Origin of the sequence: Citreicella sp. C3M06, assembly GCF_018860705.1 — a bacterium.
Taxonomy (GTDB): domain Bacteria; phylum Pseudomonadota; class Alphaproteobacteria; order Rhodobacterales; family Rhodobacteraceae; genus Salipiger.
In genome coordinates, this window is record NZ_JAHKQA010000056.1 from 141,453 (window position 1) to 157,164 (window position 15,712).

A 15,712-nucleotide genomic window follows, 5' to 3' on the forward strand; every position below is an offset into this window, starting at 1 on the left:
ACCCCTGAGCTACGCCCGCAACCGGTTGGTAGGGGGGCATTTACGGATTCCCGCGCCGCTCCGCAAGAGGAAATTGTCACCTTTTTGCGGAAATTCGCGGCGGGGCGCTGTGCCCTTGCGTAACGATAGGGGCTGGCTCGCGCGGCCATCTGCAATGGGGCTTGGGCGCTGGCCAGATTGCCGGCATGTCACCACTGTTCAAGTGCGATGCCAGCCCGTTGATTGCGGGGCAGGGCGACTGAGCGCATGAAAAGGCCCGCCGCGCGGGGGCGCGGCGGGCCAGAAAATCGTCTGGGCTTGGGTCAGGCCGTCTTGCGACGACGCAGCAGCGCAATCCCGCCGACACCGAGCAGCAGCAGCGGTGCGCCCGCAGGCAGCGGCACCGTCGAGGTCGGGGTGTAGTCATAGACCACATAGGCGGTGGCGCCGGCGCTGGTGGCGAACTGGGTGATCAGGTTGCCCGCACCGGTTCCGCTGCTGTTGCCCTGGGCTGCCAGGTCAAGCGTGAAGGTGCCGGTGCCAATGAAGGCCTCGAGGGCGCTGGTGAAGGTTGCCGAGTCAGTATCGTCTGCCGTCAGGCCTTCGTAGGTGACACCGGAGGTGCCGGCGAAATCGATGGTGCCGTCATACGCGCTGAGGCTCGTGACACTAGTCGCAAGCGGATTGACGGAAACGTTGAAGCCGTAACCGGTGTAGGTACCCACGATGTTCGCGCCAAGGCTGAGCGAAACGTTGGCCGACGAGGCATCGAGGCTTTCCGCCTTTGCCGTGCCGCTGGCCGTACCATAGAGGGACAGGGTGACGCTATTGAGCGTGCCGAGCGTCTCGTCAAACATGGAAAGCGCAACGCTATCTTCCCAACTGGTCGTGCTGGTCGCAATAGACGCGCTGTAGCTGACGGTCGCGGCATTCGCTGCGCCTGCAAAAAGCAGAACGGCTGCGGCGGATGTCGTGAAAAGATTCATCGGAACTGCCTTCAATCGAATTTCCTTCGTTACGCGACCTGCATAGATCGCCTTTCGGGGGGCTGACAATACCAAGGTGCAGGTGTCGCAAGCATTTAAGCAGAATTTGTGTGTTTTCAGCAAGGATGTAACGAAGAGCTGCGAATTGCAGCCGAAAGCGTCACCCTGTGCAGGGCTTTTCTGATGGGTTTATGTGCGGTTGCGTACAGACAGGGCAGCGCCGGGCCGGGCCCTTGGAACGAAAGGGCGGCCCGGTGATTCCGGGCCGCCCTGTCTGTCGAATCCATGCTTGTGGCGCGGGGTCATTCAAGCTCGATGAGCAGATCCTTGGCGTCGATCTGACCGCCGGGAACCACGTGCACCGCCTTGATCACCGCATCGCGTTCGGCGTGCAGGCCGGTTTCCATCTTCATCGCCTCGATGGTCAGCAGCAGATCGCCGGTCTTGACCTGCGCCCCTGCCTGCACCGCGACCGAGGCCACCACGCCGGGCATCGGCGCGCCGATATGCGAGGGGTTGCCGACCTCGGCCTTGGGGCGGGCGACGCTGGTGGCCTTGGCCTTGCGGTTGGGCACGCGCACCGCGCGCGGCTGGCCGTTGAGTTCGAAGAACACCCGGACCTCGCCATCGTCCTGCGTCTCGCCCACGGTGATCAGCCGGATTTCCAGCGTCTTGCCGGGGTCGATTTCGGCGGTGATTTCTTCGCCGGGCTGCATCCCGTAGAAATAGGTCAGCGTAGGCAGCACCCGCACCGGGCCGTACTCTTCATGGCGCGCGGCGTAATCGGTGAAGACCTTGGGGTACATCAGGTAGCCGTTGAAATCCTCGTCGTCGAAATCTTCGTCGGGGAATTTCGCCGCCAACTCGGCGCGCAGCGCGTCCAGATCGGCCGGGGCAAGATGCGCGCCGGGGCGTTCCAGATTGGGGCTTTCGCCTTTCAGTACCTTGTTGACGATGGTTTCAGGGAAGCCGCCCGGCGGCTGGCCGAGATTGCCGCGCATCATGTCGATCACCGAATCGGGGAAGCTGACATCGGTGGCGGGGTCTTCGACCTGGGCGCGGGTCAGGTTCTGCGACACCATCATCAGCGCCATGTCCCCGACCACCTTGGACGAGGGCGTCACCTTGACGATATCGCCGAACATCTTGTTCACGTCAGCATAGGTCTGCGCGACCTCGTGCCAGCGCTCTTCGAGCCCCATCGAGCGGGCTTGCGCCTTGAGGTTGGTGAATTGCCCGCCGGGCATCTCGTGCAGGTAAACCTCGGAGGCGGGCGCCTGAAGGCCGGATTCGAACGCCGCGTACTGACCGCGCACCGCTTCCCAATAGTTCGACAGCTCGCGGATCGTGCCGACATCCAGCAGTGTGTCGCGGTCGGTGTGGCGCAGCGCCTCGACGATGCTGCCCAGCGTCGGCTGCGAGGTGTTGCCCGACAGCGCATCCATCGCCGCATCCACCGCATCGACACCCGCACGCGCGGCTTCGATCACCGTGGCAATCGATGCGCCGCTGGTGTCATGGGTGTGGAAGTGGATCGGCAGGCCGACCTCTTCCTTGAGCGCCTTGATCAGCGCGCCGGCGGAATTGGCCTTGAGCAGCCCGGCCATGTCCTTGAGTCCCAGCACATGCGCGCCAGCGGCCTTCAGTTCCTTGCCCATGTCGACATAGTAGGCAAGGTTGTATTTCGCCCGGTCGGGATCGAGGATATCGCCGGTGTAGCAGATCGTGCCTTCGCAGATCTTGCCCGAGTCGATGACCGCATCCATCGCCACGCGCATGTTCTCGACCCAGTTGAGCGAATCGAACACCCGGAACACATCGACGCCGCTGGCCGCCGCCTGCGCGACAAAGCTTTGCACCACGTTGTCGGGATAGTTGGTATAGCCCACGCCGTTCGAGGCGCGCAGCAGCATCTGCGTCATGATGTTGGGCATCCGTGCCCGGATGTCGCGCAGCCGCTGCCACGGGCATTCCTGCAAGAAGCGGTAGGCCACATCGAAGGTCGCGCCGCCCCAGCATTCGACCGAGAACAGATCGGACATGTTCGCGGCATAGGCGGGCGCCACCTTGATCATGTCGATAGACCGCATCCGCGTCGCCAGCAGCGACTGGTGCCCGTCGCGCATGGTGGTGTCGGTGATCAGCAGGCGTTTTTGGGCCGACATCCAGTCTGCCACCGCCTGCGCGCCCTTTTCTTCCAGTAGGGTGCGGGTGCCGGCGGGGGGCACCTCGTGCTGCAGGGCAGGGGGCCGTGCCGGTTTCAGCTCGGCGGCGGGCTTGGGGCGGTTCTGCACCTCGGGATGACCGTTCACCGTGATATCGGCGATATAGGTCAGCACCTTGGTGCCCCGGTCGCGGCGCTTCTTGAAATCGAACAGCTCGGGCGTCGTGTCGATGAATTTGGTGCTGTACTGGTTGTTCAGGAACACCGGATGTTTCAGCAGGTTGATCACGAAGTCGATGTTCGTGCTGACCCCCCGGATGCGGAATTCGCGCAGGGCGCGGTCCATCCGCTTGATCGCCTTTTCCGGGGTGGGGGCCTTGGCGGTCACCTTCACCAGCAGCGAATCGTAATAGCGGGTGATGACGCCGCCCGCATAGGCGGTGCCGCCGTCAAGGCGGATGCCCATGCCGGTGGCGCTGCGATAGGCGGTGATGCGACCGTAATCGGGGATGAAATTATTGGTCGGATCTTCGGTGGTGATGCGGGTCTGAAGCGCGTGGCCGGTCAGGCGCACATCGTATTGCGAGGCTTTGCCGGTGGCCTCTGCGAGGGATTTGCCCTCGGCGATCAGGATCTGCGCCTGCACGATGTCGATGCCGGTCACCTCTTCGGTGACGGTGTGTTCGACCTGAACGCGGGGGTTCACCTCGATGAAGTAGAACTTGCCGCTGTCCATATCCATCAGGAATTCGACGGTACCGGCGCATTCGTAATTCACATGGGCGCAGATCTTGCGGCCAAGCTCGCAGATTTCCTCGCGCTGCGCCTCGGACAGATACGGCGCGGGGGCGCGCTCGACGACCTTCTGGTTGCGGCGCTGCACCGAACAGTCGCGCTCGTACAGGTGATAGATGTTGCCCATCTTGTCGCCAAGGATCTGCACCTCGACATGGCGGGCGCGGATGATCATCTTTTCCAGATAACCTTCGCCGTTGCCGAAGGCGGCCTCGGCCTCGCGGCGCCCTTCCAGCACCTTTTCCTTGAGCTCTTCGGGGCCGTTGATTGGGCGCATACCGCGCCCGCCGCCGCCCCAGGAGGCCTTGAGCATCAGCGGATAGCCGATTTCCTCGGCCTCTTTGGCGATGGCGTCCCAGTCATCGGCCAGAACCTCGGTGGCGGGGATGACCGGCACACCGGCCTCGATGGCAACCTTGCGGGCGCTCGCCTTGTCGCCAAGGGCGCGCATGGTGGCCGCCTTGGGGCCGATAAAGGTGATCCCGGCGGCATCGCAGGCATCGACGAACTCGGGGTTTTCCGACAGCAGGCCATAGCCCGGGTGGATCGCATCCGCCCCCGACAGCTTGGCCACACGGATGATCTCGGGGATCGACAGATAGGCCGCAACGGGGCCAAGCCCCTCGCCGATCCGGTAGGCTTCGTCCGCCTTGAAGCGGTGCAAGCCAAGCTTGTCTTCCTCGGCGAAGACGGCGACCGTCTTCTTGCCCATCTCGTTCGCCGCCCGCATGATGCGAATGGCGATCTCCCCCCTGTTCGCAATGAGAATCTTGTTGAACTCGGGCATTGCGTCTCTTTCCTCCGTCTATGGCCTTGTCGACCGTGACGCAGAGTGAACGCCATGCCGCGTTGCGGCGCAAGGCGGGTTTGCAAGTTTTGCCACGAATTGCGACGGGTTTGCATAGTCGTGCCGGACAACGGTCAGCCGTGGGCATATCCTGCGCCATGGGATGACCGCGCAGGACCCGCCGGGGCTTGCGGTGCCAGAGGGAAATTCCGGCACCGCAAGCGGGTCAGTCAAGCGCGCTGAGCGTGGTGCGCGCCTGGGTATAGGAGGCCGCCGCCGAGGCGATCTCGGCCGCCGCGTCGGCGTTGGCGTCAGCACTGGCCTCTGCGGCCTGGGCGGCCTGATAGGCGGTCAGTTCGGCGTCGGTGACAGTGCCGTCGTCATTGGTATCGGCATCCGGGTAGGTGTCGATCAAGGTGCTATCGCTGCTGCTTTCGGTATCGGTTTCGAGCAACGAGACCACCAGAGATTCTGCATCAACCCCGCCGCTGGCTGCGGCGGATCCCCCCGGAGGCGGGCCAGAGGGCGGCGTCCCACCTCCCGGCGGCGGGCCGGAGGGCGGTTGGCCACCGGCGGCGCCCGCTTCGGCAGCGGCCTCGGTGGTGGGAGGGGTGGACAGGGACACGGCACTGGCGCTGTAAAGCCCAGCACTTGCGCTGCCCAACGCGGACATGGACATTTGTCATACCTTTCGCTTGTAGTGAGTATGCCCGGTTTGCGCCCAAGGTGTTATCGGGTCGTTAAAATCCGGGCTCAGGCCCGGACCGATGCGCCGCCGTTTTTCCGCAAGTTTCACACAGCTTTGAACCGTCCACAGGTTTCTTGCGAACGTAAGGGGAACAGTCTCTTCCCATCAGGGCGCCACATCGTTAGATTACCCGCCATGAGCACATTCGATGACATGGACGCCTTCGAGGGCGCATCGCTGTCCGCCCGCGCCATGGCCGCGCGGCCGATGCCCTATCTCGACGATCTCAACCCGGCGCAGCGCGAGGCGGTTGAACGGCTCGACGGGCCGGTGCTGATGCTGGCCGGGGCGGGAACCGGCAAAACCAAGGCGCTGACCGCGCGCATCGTGCACCTGCTGATGACCGGGCGCGCCCGCCCGAACGAGATCCTGTCGGTGACCTTCACCAACAAGGCCGCGCGCGAGATGAAGAACCGGGTCGGCCGGATGCTCGGCCAGCAGATCGAGGGCATGCCGTGGCTTGGCACCTTTCATTCGATCTGCGTCAAGCTGCTGCGGCGCCATGCCGAGCTGGTCGGGCTGAAGTCGAACTTTACAATTCTCGACACGGACGACCAGATCCGCCTGCTGAAACAGCTGATTTCGGCGGCGGGTATTGATGAAAAGCGATGGCCGGCCCGTCAGCTGGCGGGGCTGATCGACAGTTGGAAAAACCGCGCATGGGTGCCGGCCAAGGTGCCCGCCTCCGAGGCGTCGGCCTATAACAACCGTGGCACCGAGCTGTATGACCGGTATCAGGCCCGCCTGCGCGAGCTGAACGCCTGCGACTTTGGCGACCTGCTGCTGCATATGGTGACGATCTTTCAGCAACATGCGGACGTGCTGGAACAATACCAGAAATGGTTCCGCTATATTCTGGTCGACGAGTATCAGGATACCAACGTGGCGCAGTATCTCTGGCTTCGGCTTCTGGCGAACAAGCATCGCAACGTCTGCTGCGTGGGCGATGACGATCAGTCGATCTATGGCTGGCGCGGCGCAGAGGTCGGCAATATCCTGCGGTTCGAAAAGGACTTTCCCGGCGCACATGTGGTGCGGCTGGAACAGAACTACCGCTCGACCGAGCACATTCTTGCCGCCGCTTCCGGCGTCATTCGCGGCAACGAGGGCCGGCTGGGCAAGGAACTGTGGACAGAGGCGGCAGGCGGCGAAAAGGTCCGGCTCATCGGTCATTGGGATGGCGTCGACGAGGCCCGCTGGACCGGCGAAGAGATCGAATCGCTGCAAAAGGGCACGCGCGGCCTGCGGCCCTATTCGCTGGATGACATGGCGATTCTGGTGCGGGCCAGCCACCAGATGCGCGCCTTCGAGGATCGGTTCCTGACCATCGGTCTGCCCTATCGGGTCATCGGCGGCCCCCGGTTCTACGAGCGGATGGAGATTCGCGATGCCATGGCCTATTTCCGGCTGGTGGTGTCGCCCGACGACGATCTGGCCTTCGAGCGCATCGTCAACACGCCCAAGCGCGGGCTTGGCGACAAGGCGCAGCAGCTGATCCAGCAGACGGCGCGCGAATTTGGCGTGTCGCTGATCGACGGCGCGCGCATCGCCGTGGATGAGGGGCGCATCAAGGGCAAGGGCGGCGGCCAGCTGCGCCATCTGTGCGAAGGGCTGGCCCGCTGGCGCGAGGCCATGCTTGGCCCGCTGCGCCGCGCTGGCGATCCGATGCCGGATGATGGGTTCGACGTGATCGAAGACGATGCGCCGATCGAGGTGAACGATGCCCTGCGCGGCAAGCCGACCATGACCCACATGGAACTGGCGGAAATCATCCTTGACGAGTCCGGCTACACCGCGATGTGGCAAAACGACAAGACGCCCGAAGCGCCGGGGCGGCTCGAAAACCTGAAAGAGCTCGTCAAGGCGCTGGAACAGTTCGAAAATCTGCAAGGATTTCTCGAACATGTCGCCTTGATCATGGACAATGAGAATGACGAAGCGGGTGAAAAAGTATCCATCATGACCCTGCACGCCGCCAAGGGGCTGGAGTTTCCGGCGGTGTTCCTGCCCGGCTGGGAGGATGGGCTGTTCCCCTCGCAACGCTCGATGGATGAAAGCGGCCTCAAGGGGCTCGAGGAAGAGCGGCGGCTGGCCTATGTCGGCATCACCCGCGCCGAAGAGCTGTGCACGATCTCGTTCGCGGGCAACCGGCAGGTGTTCGGGCAATGGCAATCGGCGCTGCCCTCGCGCTTCATCGACGAGCTGCCCGAAGCCCATGTCGAGGTGCTGACCCCGCCGGGCCTGTACGGGGGCACCTATGGCGCGGCCTCGCCTTATGGCGCGGGCTCGGGGCTGGAAACCAAGGCCGCCGAGGCAAATGTCTACAACTCTCCGGGCTGGAAGCGGCTGCAACAGCGCTCAACCCAGCGCCCGGTCAGCCAGCCGCGCGAAAGCAGCCATCAGGTGATCGACCTGACCGCGGTCTCGGCGTTCGAAATGGGGCAAAGAGTGTTCCACCAGAAGTTCGGCTATGGCGAGATCGTCGGGATCGAGGGCGACAAGCTGGAGATCGCGTTCGAAAAAGCCGGGACCAAGAAGGTGGTGGCGCGCTTCGTGCACGCATCGGACGACGTGCCGTTCTGACAGGGGGGGGCGGGTTTTAGCCCTTGGGCATCCGCAGCACGACATTGCGGCCGCCCTTGGACAGCTGCAATTCTGCCTCGCCGATGGCGGCGACGCGCCCGCCGTCCAGCCTGTCACCGACCTTGACGTTCTGAAGCCGTCCGTTCGACAGCCGCACCAGCGCGCGCCGGTTCGAGGACGAGCCGAAGACCCCGATCAGGCTGGTTTCGCGCAGATTCAGCTGGTTCTCTATCGTTGCCTGTCTGGCGACATTGGCGTTCTGCGGGATGTTGGGCGAGGGCTGGCGCACCGCTGCTGCCGAGGCGGTCTGAACCGGCGCAGGTTCGGCGCGGCGCACGATGCCGTCCATGTTGCCGGGGCGCAGCTTGGGCCCGACAGAGCGGTCGACCGCCAGATCGGTGCCAGTGGGTTGCTCGGGGGCGTCCGGCTCGGCAAGCGCGGCTTGCTCGGGCGCGGGCGCCGGTGTGTCCAGCGCCTCGGCGATTGCGGCGGTGACAGGGGGTTGCACGGTTTGCGGGCGCAGCACCGGGCGCTTGCCGCCCAGCTCCGCCACCGAGAACCCGGCCTGCGTTGCCCGTTCGCTTTGCTCGACAAGATCGCCGGGGCGTGCGCTGGGGCGGCGCGCCTCAAGCTCGGGATCGGCGGCAGGGCCGTCCGTTGCATCGGGGGGCGTCGCCTCGGCCTGTTCCCCGGCTTGCGCGGGGCGCGACGGCGGCACCTGCGGCGGCGGGCCGGTAAAGACGCGCACGCCATCGGGGGACACGGCGCCTTCGGGCGTCGCCCGCACCAGCCCGCGCTCGTCGAGGTCAAAGCGCACCTGCGGCCCCGGTGGCAGCAGCATCGGCTGCGGGGTGTCTTCGGCCTGCGCTGCGGGGGGCAGGGCGACTGCGTCGGATTTCTCGACCTTTGGATCAACCGAGGTGACATAGACATCGTCGAGCGTGTCCGGCGTCGTCTCGGGCGGCGCAGAGGGCGAGCGTTGCCAGATGCCGGTGGCGGCATAGCTGGTCGCGGCCTCTTCGGGCGACGGGGCAATTCCGGCGGGCTCGGGCACGGCAACGGCGACCACGTCGGGCTCGACCGCTGGCGCTGGTGGCAGCGGCGCGGTGATCTCGGGCGCGGCGGCGGGCTCGGGGGGTGGGGTCGCGGCAATCTCGCTCGCTTCGTCTCCGGTACCAAAGAAGCGCGACAGCTCCTCTTCGAGGAACACCGCCGCCCAAGCCGCGACGCCCAGAAGGAACAGCAGTAGCACCAAGGTCAGCATCAGCCCGAGAAAGCGAGGCTTGCCGCCGATATCCTCGCCGCGCCGCGCCCCGAAAACGGTCATGCGGCGACGTTCGTCATCAAGATCGACAGGGCCTGCCATCGCGGCCAGTAACGGCGGAGGCGCTTCACCGGGGTCTTTGATTTGCGTGGGCTTGCTCTCGCGCAGGGGCTGGCGAATGGGGAAGCCGGGTCGGGGCGCTTGGGTCTCGACCGGGGCAACCGGAGCGGCATCGACCGGCACCGCCTTCGGTCCGATCTTTGGCGGGGCCGTGCGGGCTGGCGCGCTCTGCCGCGCCGTTGGTGCGGGCTTTGGCTTGGCCGCTCCGCCGTGGCTTGGCGCGGCGCCGCCATCCTGACGCTTGGCGCGCGCAGGGGGCGAGACGCCCAGCGCCGGTGTTGGCGTTGCCGGTTCGGCAGGCTTTGGCGATGGGGCGGCAGTGGTGAATGCTGGTGGCGCACTCTGGGACTGTACGGGCTTTCTGCCCTCTGGCAAGGCGCGGCTGGCGCGCATGGTGCTGAAGCGCGCGGCGTCGGGTCCGGCATCGTCGCTGCGGGCCGGGTCGGGGCGGATGGCGCTCTGGGCGGGCTCTGGCAGGGGGGCAAGCGACGCTGCGCGGGCCTCGCCTCCGGGACCGAAGATGCCGGTCTTGAAGCTGGCCGGCGCGGGTTCCACGCCGGGTTCAGGTTCAGGTTCAGGTTCAGGTTCAGGTTCAGGTTTGGGCGCAGGCGGGGTCGGACTGGAGGTGGCCAGAAAGGCGGGAGGCGGTCCGGGGTCGGGCAGGGGCGTCGGCGCGTCCATAGCCTCGGGCTGCATCACCGGCAGCGGTGCGCCGGGCTCGGGCTCGGCGGCTTTGGGCAGCGGGTCGGCAACAGTGTCGTCGGGCTGACCGAGATCGGGCACATCCAGGGCCGCGGGCGGCGAGGGCTCTTGAACGGGTGGGGGTGCATCGGTGATGCGCAGGGGCCAGTCCGGCCGCTGCGGCAGCGGCCCGGTCCATCCCGGCGCGCTGCCGAAAAACGGAATGCCGGCGAAATCGCGCGTCTGTGGCGCGGCGCAGAACCCGATGGGCGTGAACCCATGGGCACCGATGAAGGCCTCCGCCTCGGCGAGGGTCTCGCGCGCGACGGCGGCGGCCTGAATGCCGTTTGCGCCGATGAGCCAGTCATAGACCAGCTCGTCGACCGGATAGGGCGTCGCGCCGTCAAGCGCCGCGCTGACCGCGGCCTCGCGGGTGGCGTCGTCGCCGGGATCGGGCAGCGCGAGATAGCGCAGCTGATCGTCGGGCAGGATCAGCAGCACCTGCGTGCCGTTCGGGCCGGTGGCGCGTGCGCTCAGCGCCTGCAGCGCGCCGCCCGGATCGTCGTCGGCAAAGGACATCTCGCCCAGCCTGAGCCAGACGTCTTCGTCGCGGCGCAGCAGGGCGATGCCATCAGATGAAATAAGAAGCGCGTTGTTCGGTACCATGCGCATTGTTTATCACTGCTCTGTCATCATGGGGAGGCCTCGCAGATCATACAGCAGCAGCCCGCCGAGCGGAAGAAAGCAATGCCACCGGGGTTGTGCGCGGCGCAGCGCATGAACATGTTGCCCAAGGTATACGACCCATGGGAGATTGAGATGATCCGCTTTGCCCCTGCTTCGCTTTGCCTTGCCGCCGCGCTGGCGCTGGCCCCGGTTTCCGCGCTTGCACAGCAGGCCCGCCTGACGGTGACGGGCGAAGGCAGCGCTTCGGCGGTGCCCGACATGGCGACGGTGTCGCTTGGCGTCTCGGCGCAGAACGCCGAAGCTGGCGTTGCGATGGATGAGGCCTCGCGCGTTGCGGCCGAGATCCTGTCCCGGCTTGATGCGCTTGGCATCGCGGCGCGCGACCGGCAGACCTCGGATATCGGTTTGCAGCCGGTCTGGGCCCGGTCCGACAATGAAGACCCGCGCATCACCGGCTATGAGGCGAGCAACCAGCTGACCGTGCGGGTGCGCGACCTTGCCACGCTGGGCGATGTGCTGGCCTCGGTGACCGAGGGCGGGGCGAACCGGTTGGCCGGGCTGAGCTTTGGCCTGCAGGAGCCGGGGCCGGTGATGGATGCCGCCCGGCGCGACGCGGTGGCCGATGCCATGGCGCGGGCGCGCGTGCTGGCCGAGGCGGCGGGCGTGACGCTTGGGCCGATCGTCACCATCGCCGAGGGTGGCAGCTATGAGGCGCCCTCGCCCAAGATGGACATGGCGCGCGTCATGTCGGCCCCTGTGGCGGCGGGCGAGCAGAGCCTGAGCGCCAGCGTGACGGTTGTCTTTGCCCTGGGCGACGTGTCGCCCGAGTGAGCGTTCTGGCACACCGCGTTTCCCAAGCCTGTGTGCCTGAGCGCGGGCGAGGGAGGCGCGGCGACGGGGCTAGCCCAGTTTTGACAACAGGCGCAGCAGCGTTTCCTTTTCGCGCTCGCGCAGGGGGGCGAGGGTTTCGGCGCTGACCTCGATGGCCTTGAGGGTCGCCTCGTCGATCAGCGCTATGCCCTCAAGGGTCAGAGCGACAAGGTGGCGACGGCGATCATCCGGGTCTGCCGAGGTGGTGAGCAGGCCGCGCCGGATCAGCCGGTCGACCACGCCCTTGGTGGTCGCGCCATCCATGGCCACCGAGCGGCCAAGCCGGTTCTGCGACATCGGCCCGTCTTCGGCGAGGCGATGCATCACGGAAAACTGGGTCGGGGTCAGCTTGCCCGGCACCTTTTCGGTGAAGATGGTGGAATTGCGCTGGTAGGCCTTGCGCAGCAGGAAGCCGATCTGTTCATCTAGAAGATAGCCGTGATCGGCGGAGGTGCGGGCTTTGGGGTACTCGTTCAAACGGGGTGTCTCCTATGGCGCGAGCGCGGCTTAGATCTATTCGCGGCCAAGGGCAACGGTGGCGGCGCATCTGTTGTGGCGCGTGTCTGCGCGGGGGCATGGGGGGGCGCTGCCCCCCGTCGCCTGAACGGCGACTCCCCCCGGAGTTTATCCGGCAAGATGAAGACCGGGCGCGGCTTTTTTGGTTGCTGGCGCTGGGGGCTCAGACCGACAGATAGGCATCGCGGATCTCGGGGTGGGCTTCGAGCTCGGCGAAGCTGCCGTCGAACTTCTTTTCGCCGCCTTCGATGATGATGGCGCGGTCGGCCACGGCGCGGGCGAAATGCAGGTTCTGTTCCGAGATCATCACCGTCAGCCCTTGGGCTTTCAGTTTCAGAATGGTGGCGGCCATCTGTTCGACAATCACCGGGGCGATGCCTTCGGAGGGCTCGTCGAGCAGCAGCAGCGCCGGGTTGCCCATCAGGGTGCGGGCGATGGTCAGCATCTGCTGTTCGCCCCCCGACATGTGCTTGCCGCGGTTGGCGCGGCGCTCATCGAGGTTGGGGAAGATCTCGAACAGCTGGTCGGTGGTCCAGTGGGGGGCATCCTTGCGGGCGGGCTGGCGGCCGACTTCGAGGTTTTCCAGCACCGTGAGATCGGTGAAGATGCGCCGGTCTTCGGGCACGTAGCCGATGCCGCATTTGGCGACGCGAAAGGCGGGCTCGCCGACCAGCTCGCGGCCCTGAAAGGTCACGCCGCCCTTGCGCGGCCTGACCAGCTGCATCACCGATTTCATCGTGGTCGACTTGCCGGCGCCGTTGCGGCCCAGTAGCGCGACGACCTCGCCGCGGCGGACCTCGAAGCTGAGGTCCGACAGGATGTGGGCCTTGCCGTAATAGCTGTGGATGCCTTCGACGCTAAGCATGGGTTTCCTCCTTGAAGAGGGTTCCGCCGCCAAGATAGACCTCTTGCACCTGCGGGTTGTTGCGCACCTCGGTGGCGTTGCCATCGGCGATCAGCTCGCCCCGGTTCAGCACCATGATGTGATGGGAATGGGCAAAGACCACGTCCATGTCGTGTTCGGTGAACAGCACGCTGACGCCCTGATCGCGCACGATATCCGCCGTCAGCTGCATCAGCTCGATCCGGGCCGAGGGGGCCATGCCGGCGGTTGGCTCGTCCATCAGCAACAGGCGCGGTTTGTGGCACAGCGCGATGGCCAGTTCGAGCCGTTTGAGATCGCCGTAAGCCAGCACCGAGCAGGGGCGGTCGGCCTGATCCTGCATGGCGACAACGCCGAGCAGGTCCATCGCCTCGTCGCGGTAGAGTTTCCAGGCGCGCGGGCCGATGGTAAAGATCCGCCGGTGGTGCGACATCAGCGCCATCTGGACGTTTTCGATCACCGTCATCGACTGGTAGGTGCCGGTGATCTGGAAGGTGCGCCCCACGCCCTTGCGCCAGATGTCGCGGGGCTTGTGGCCAGTGATGTCCTTGCCGTCGAAGAACACCCGGCCTTCGGTGGGTTTGAGCTGGCCCATCAGCATATTGAAGCAGGTGGATTTGCCCGCGCCGTTGGGGCCGATCAGCGCCTTGAGCTCGCCCTGTTTGACGCTGAAGCTGACGCCGCCCACGGCAACGAAGCCATCGTAGCTTTTCTTGAGGTTTTCGACGCGTAGGATCTCGGTCATCGGATGGTTTCCTCGTCGGTGTGGCGGATCTTGCGCCAGAGGGTCGACAGGGTGCCCACGATGCCTTCTGGCATCAGGATCACCACCGAGATGATCACGAGACCCAGCAGCAGGCGCCAGTATTCAAGGCGGGTCAGCCAGTCTTCGACGCCGGTCATGAAGCCCGCGCCGACGACCCCGCCCGCCAGCGTTTTCACGCCGCCAAGGAAGACCACGATCAGCGCATCGAAGCTTTCGCCGATTTCCAGCACAGTCGGGAAGACCGAGCCCTTGGAGAAGACAAAGATTCCGCCTGCAAGCCCCGCCATGATGCCTGCAAGGCAGAAGGCGGCATATTGCACGCGCTTGACGTCGATGCCCATGGCCTCGGCCTGACGCGGGCTGTCGCGGCCAGCGCGCAGGGCGTAGCCAAAGGGCGAATGGATGACATGGCGCAGGAAGATGATGCCGCCGGTGCCAAGGATCAGGGTGAAGTAATAGAACGGCGCCGGGGCATTCAGCCATTCGGCGGGCCAGATGTTGACCAGCCCGTCATCGCCGCGCGTCACGTCGCGCCATTGGAAGGCGAGGCTCCAGACCAGCTGCGAGAACGCCAGCGTCAGCATGGCGAAATAGACCCCCGACAGCCGGATGCAGAACCAGCCGATGGCCAGCGCCAGCAGCCCGGCGGCGAGGGGGGCGAACAGGAAGGCCAGTTCCATCGGGGTGCCGGTATGGAACACCAGCAGGGCGGCGGCATAGGCGCCGCCTCCGAAGAAGGCGGCATGGCCGAAGCTGACAAGCCCGCCGGTGCCGAGAATGAAATGCAGGCTGGCGGCGAACAGCGCAAAGACGATCATGTCGACGATCAGCGTCAGCACGAATTGTTCGGCGAACAGCGGCACCAGCGCCAAGGCCAGCACGAAGGCAGAGGTCAGCGCGATGCCCTTGGGGCCATAGGGGCGGATCGGGCGTTCGGGGCTGCCGACCTGACCGTGCTCGCCGGCGGCCTCTTCGCGCCCGAGGATGCCCCAGGGGCGGATGATCAACACGATGGCCATGACCACATACATCAGCACCAGCGTCGATTGCGGCAGGTAGGTGACGCCAAAGACGTTGAGCACCGAGATCAGCACGGCGGCGATGAAGGCACCGGGCAGGCTGCCCATGCCGCCGATGACGACGACCACGAAGACCTCGCCGATGATGTTGAAATCCATCAGCAGGTCGGCGCCGCCCTTGGGCAGTTGCAGCGCACCGCCAAGGCCCGCCAGCGCCGAGCCGAGGGCAAAGACGCCGGTGAACAGCCACGCCTGATTGACGCCAAGCGCGCCGACCATCTCGCGGTCTTGCGTCGCGGCGCGCACGAGGATGCCGAGCCGGGTCTTGGTGATGAGATACCACAGCGCAAACAGGATGAAGGGGGTGATGGCGATCAGCACGATGTCGTATTTCGGCACCGGCTCGCCAAAAATGCGCCACACGCCGCGCAGGCCGGGGGCGCGGGGGCCAAGCTTGTCTTCGGCGCCCCAGATCATCAGCGCCAGATCCTGAATCACGAGGATCACACCAAAGGTGGCGACCAGCTGGAACAGCTCGGGTGCGCGGTAGATCGGGCGCAGAACGATCATCTCGGTCAGCGCGCCGATCACCCCGACCGCAAGCCCGGTCAGCAGGATCGCGCCCCAGAAGCCGACATGGCCGGGCAGGATATCCATCAGCGTGATGCCGATGAAGGCCCCGAGCATGTAAAAGCTGCCGTGGGCGAAGTTGACGATCCGCGTGACGCCGAAGATCAGCGACAGCCCGGAGGCGACGAGAAACAGGGCCGCCGCATTGGCGAGACCGGTCAGGAACTGGGCGAGGAAAAAGGCCATGGTCCGGGGAAGTGTCCTTGTGCGGCGGGGTATTCGGGGGAAGGGCCG

10 protein-coding genes are annotated in these 15,712 nt (G+C 65.6%); 2 read left to right on the forward strand and 8 right to left on the reverse strand.

Features of this window, described 5'->3' with window-relative positions; translation table 11 throughout:
* Nucleotides 1-302: 302 nt before the first annotated feature.
* The 3 genes from KO516_RS13390 to KO516_RS24640 form a co-directional block, all read right to left on the reverse strand.
* Complete coding sequence (locus KO516_RS13390) at nucleotides 303-965, reverse strand: choice-of-anchor E domain-containing protein (protein WP_216004286.1); 663 nt, start codon at nucleotides 963-965, stop codon at nucleotides 303-305.
* A 302-nt stretch (nucleotides 966-1,267) separates the two neighbouring features.
* Nucleotides 1,268-4,711 carry a pyruvate carboxylase gene (locus tag KO516_RS13395; protein WP_216004287.1) on the reverse strand — a complete coding sequence of 1,148 codons (3,444 nt, stop codon included), beginning with the start codon at nucleotides 4,709-4,711 and terminating at the stop codon, nucleotides 1,268-1,270.
* A 226-nt stretch (nucleotides 4,712-4,937) separates the two neighbouring features.
* Entirely contained in the window at nucleotides 4,938-5,384 is a 447-nt protein-coding gene (locus tag KO516_RS24640; RefSeq protein ID WP_216004288.1) for a hypothetical protein, read from the reverse strand.
* A gap of 210 nt (nucleotides 5,385-5,594) precedes the next feature.
* On the opposite strand from KO516_RS24640, the gene KO516_RS13405 reads away from it, so the two are divergent.
* Nucleotides 5,595-8,042 (forward strand): ATP-dependent helicase, encoded by a 2,448-nt coding sequence (locus KO516_RS13405; protein ID WP_216004289.1) that lies wholly within the window; start codon nucleotides 5,595-5,597, stop codon nucleotides 8,040-8,042.
* Nucleotides 8,043-8,058: 16 nt separating this feature from the next.
* Here the strand turns inward: KO516_RS13405 and KO516_RS13410 are convergent, their stop codons facing one another.
* Nucleotides 8,059-10,779: a hypothetical protein gene (locus KO516_RS13410; protein ID WP_216004290.1), complete on the reverse strand. Its 2,721-nt coding sequence runs from the start codon at nucleotides 10,777-10,779 to the stop codon at nucleotides 8,059-8,061.
* A gap of 147 nt (nucleotides 10,780-10,926) precedes the next feature.
* Between KO516_RS13410 and KO516_RS13415 the strand changes: the two genes are divergently transcribed.
* The gene (locus KO516_RS13415; protein WP_216004291.1) at nucleotides 10,927-11,625 is read left to right on the forward strand and encodes an SIMPL domain-containing protein; all 699 of its coding nucleotides are present in this window, start codon (nucleotides 10,927-10,929) and stop codon (nucleotides 11,623-11,625) included.
* Between the two features lie 69 nt (nucleotides 11,626-11,694).
* On the opposite strand, the gene KO516_RS13420 is transcribed toward KO516_RS13415, so the two are convergent.
* From KO516_RS13420 to KO516_RS13435, 4 genes are all read right to left on the reverse strand, one after another.
* Entirely contained in the window at nucleotides 11,695-12,141 is a 447-nt protein-coding gene (locus KO516_RS13420; protein ID WP_216004292.1) for a MarR family winged helix-turn-helix transcriptional regulator, read from the reverse strand.
* A 202-nt stretch (nucleotides 12,142-12,343) separates the two neighbouring features.
* A complete protein-coding gene (locus tag KO516_RS13425; RefSeq protein WP_216004293.1) occupies nucleotides 12,344-13,045 on the reverse strand; it encodes an ABC transporter ATP-binding protein in 702 nt (233 codons plus the stop codon).
* Nucleotides 13,038-13,808 carry an ABC transporter ATP-binding protein gene (locus KO516_RS13430; RefSeq protein ID WP_216004294.1) on the reverse strand — a complete coding sequence of 257 codons (771 nt, stop codon included), beginning with the start codon at nucleotides 13,806-13,808 and terminating at the stop codon, nucleotides 13,038-13,040. The genes KO516_RS13425 and KO516_RS13430 overlap by 8 nt, the downstream gene beginning before the upstream one ends.
* The gene (locus KO516_RS13435) at nucleotides 13,805-15,664 is read right to left on the reverse strand and encodes an ABC transporter permease (protein ID WP_216004295.1); all 1,860 of its coding nucleotides are present in this window, start codon (nucleotides 15,662-15,664) and stop codon (nucleotides 13,805-13,807) included. The genes KO516_RS13430 and KO516_RS13435 overlap by 4 nt, the downstream gene beginning before the upstream one ends.
* Nucleotides 15,665-15,712: the final 48 nt, after the last annotated feature.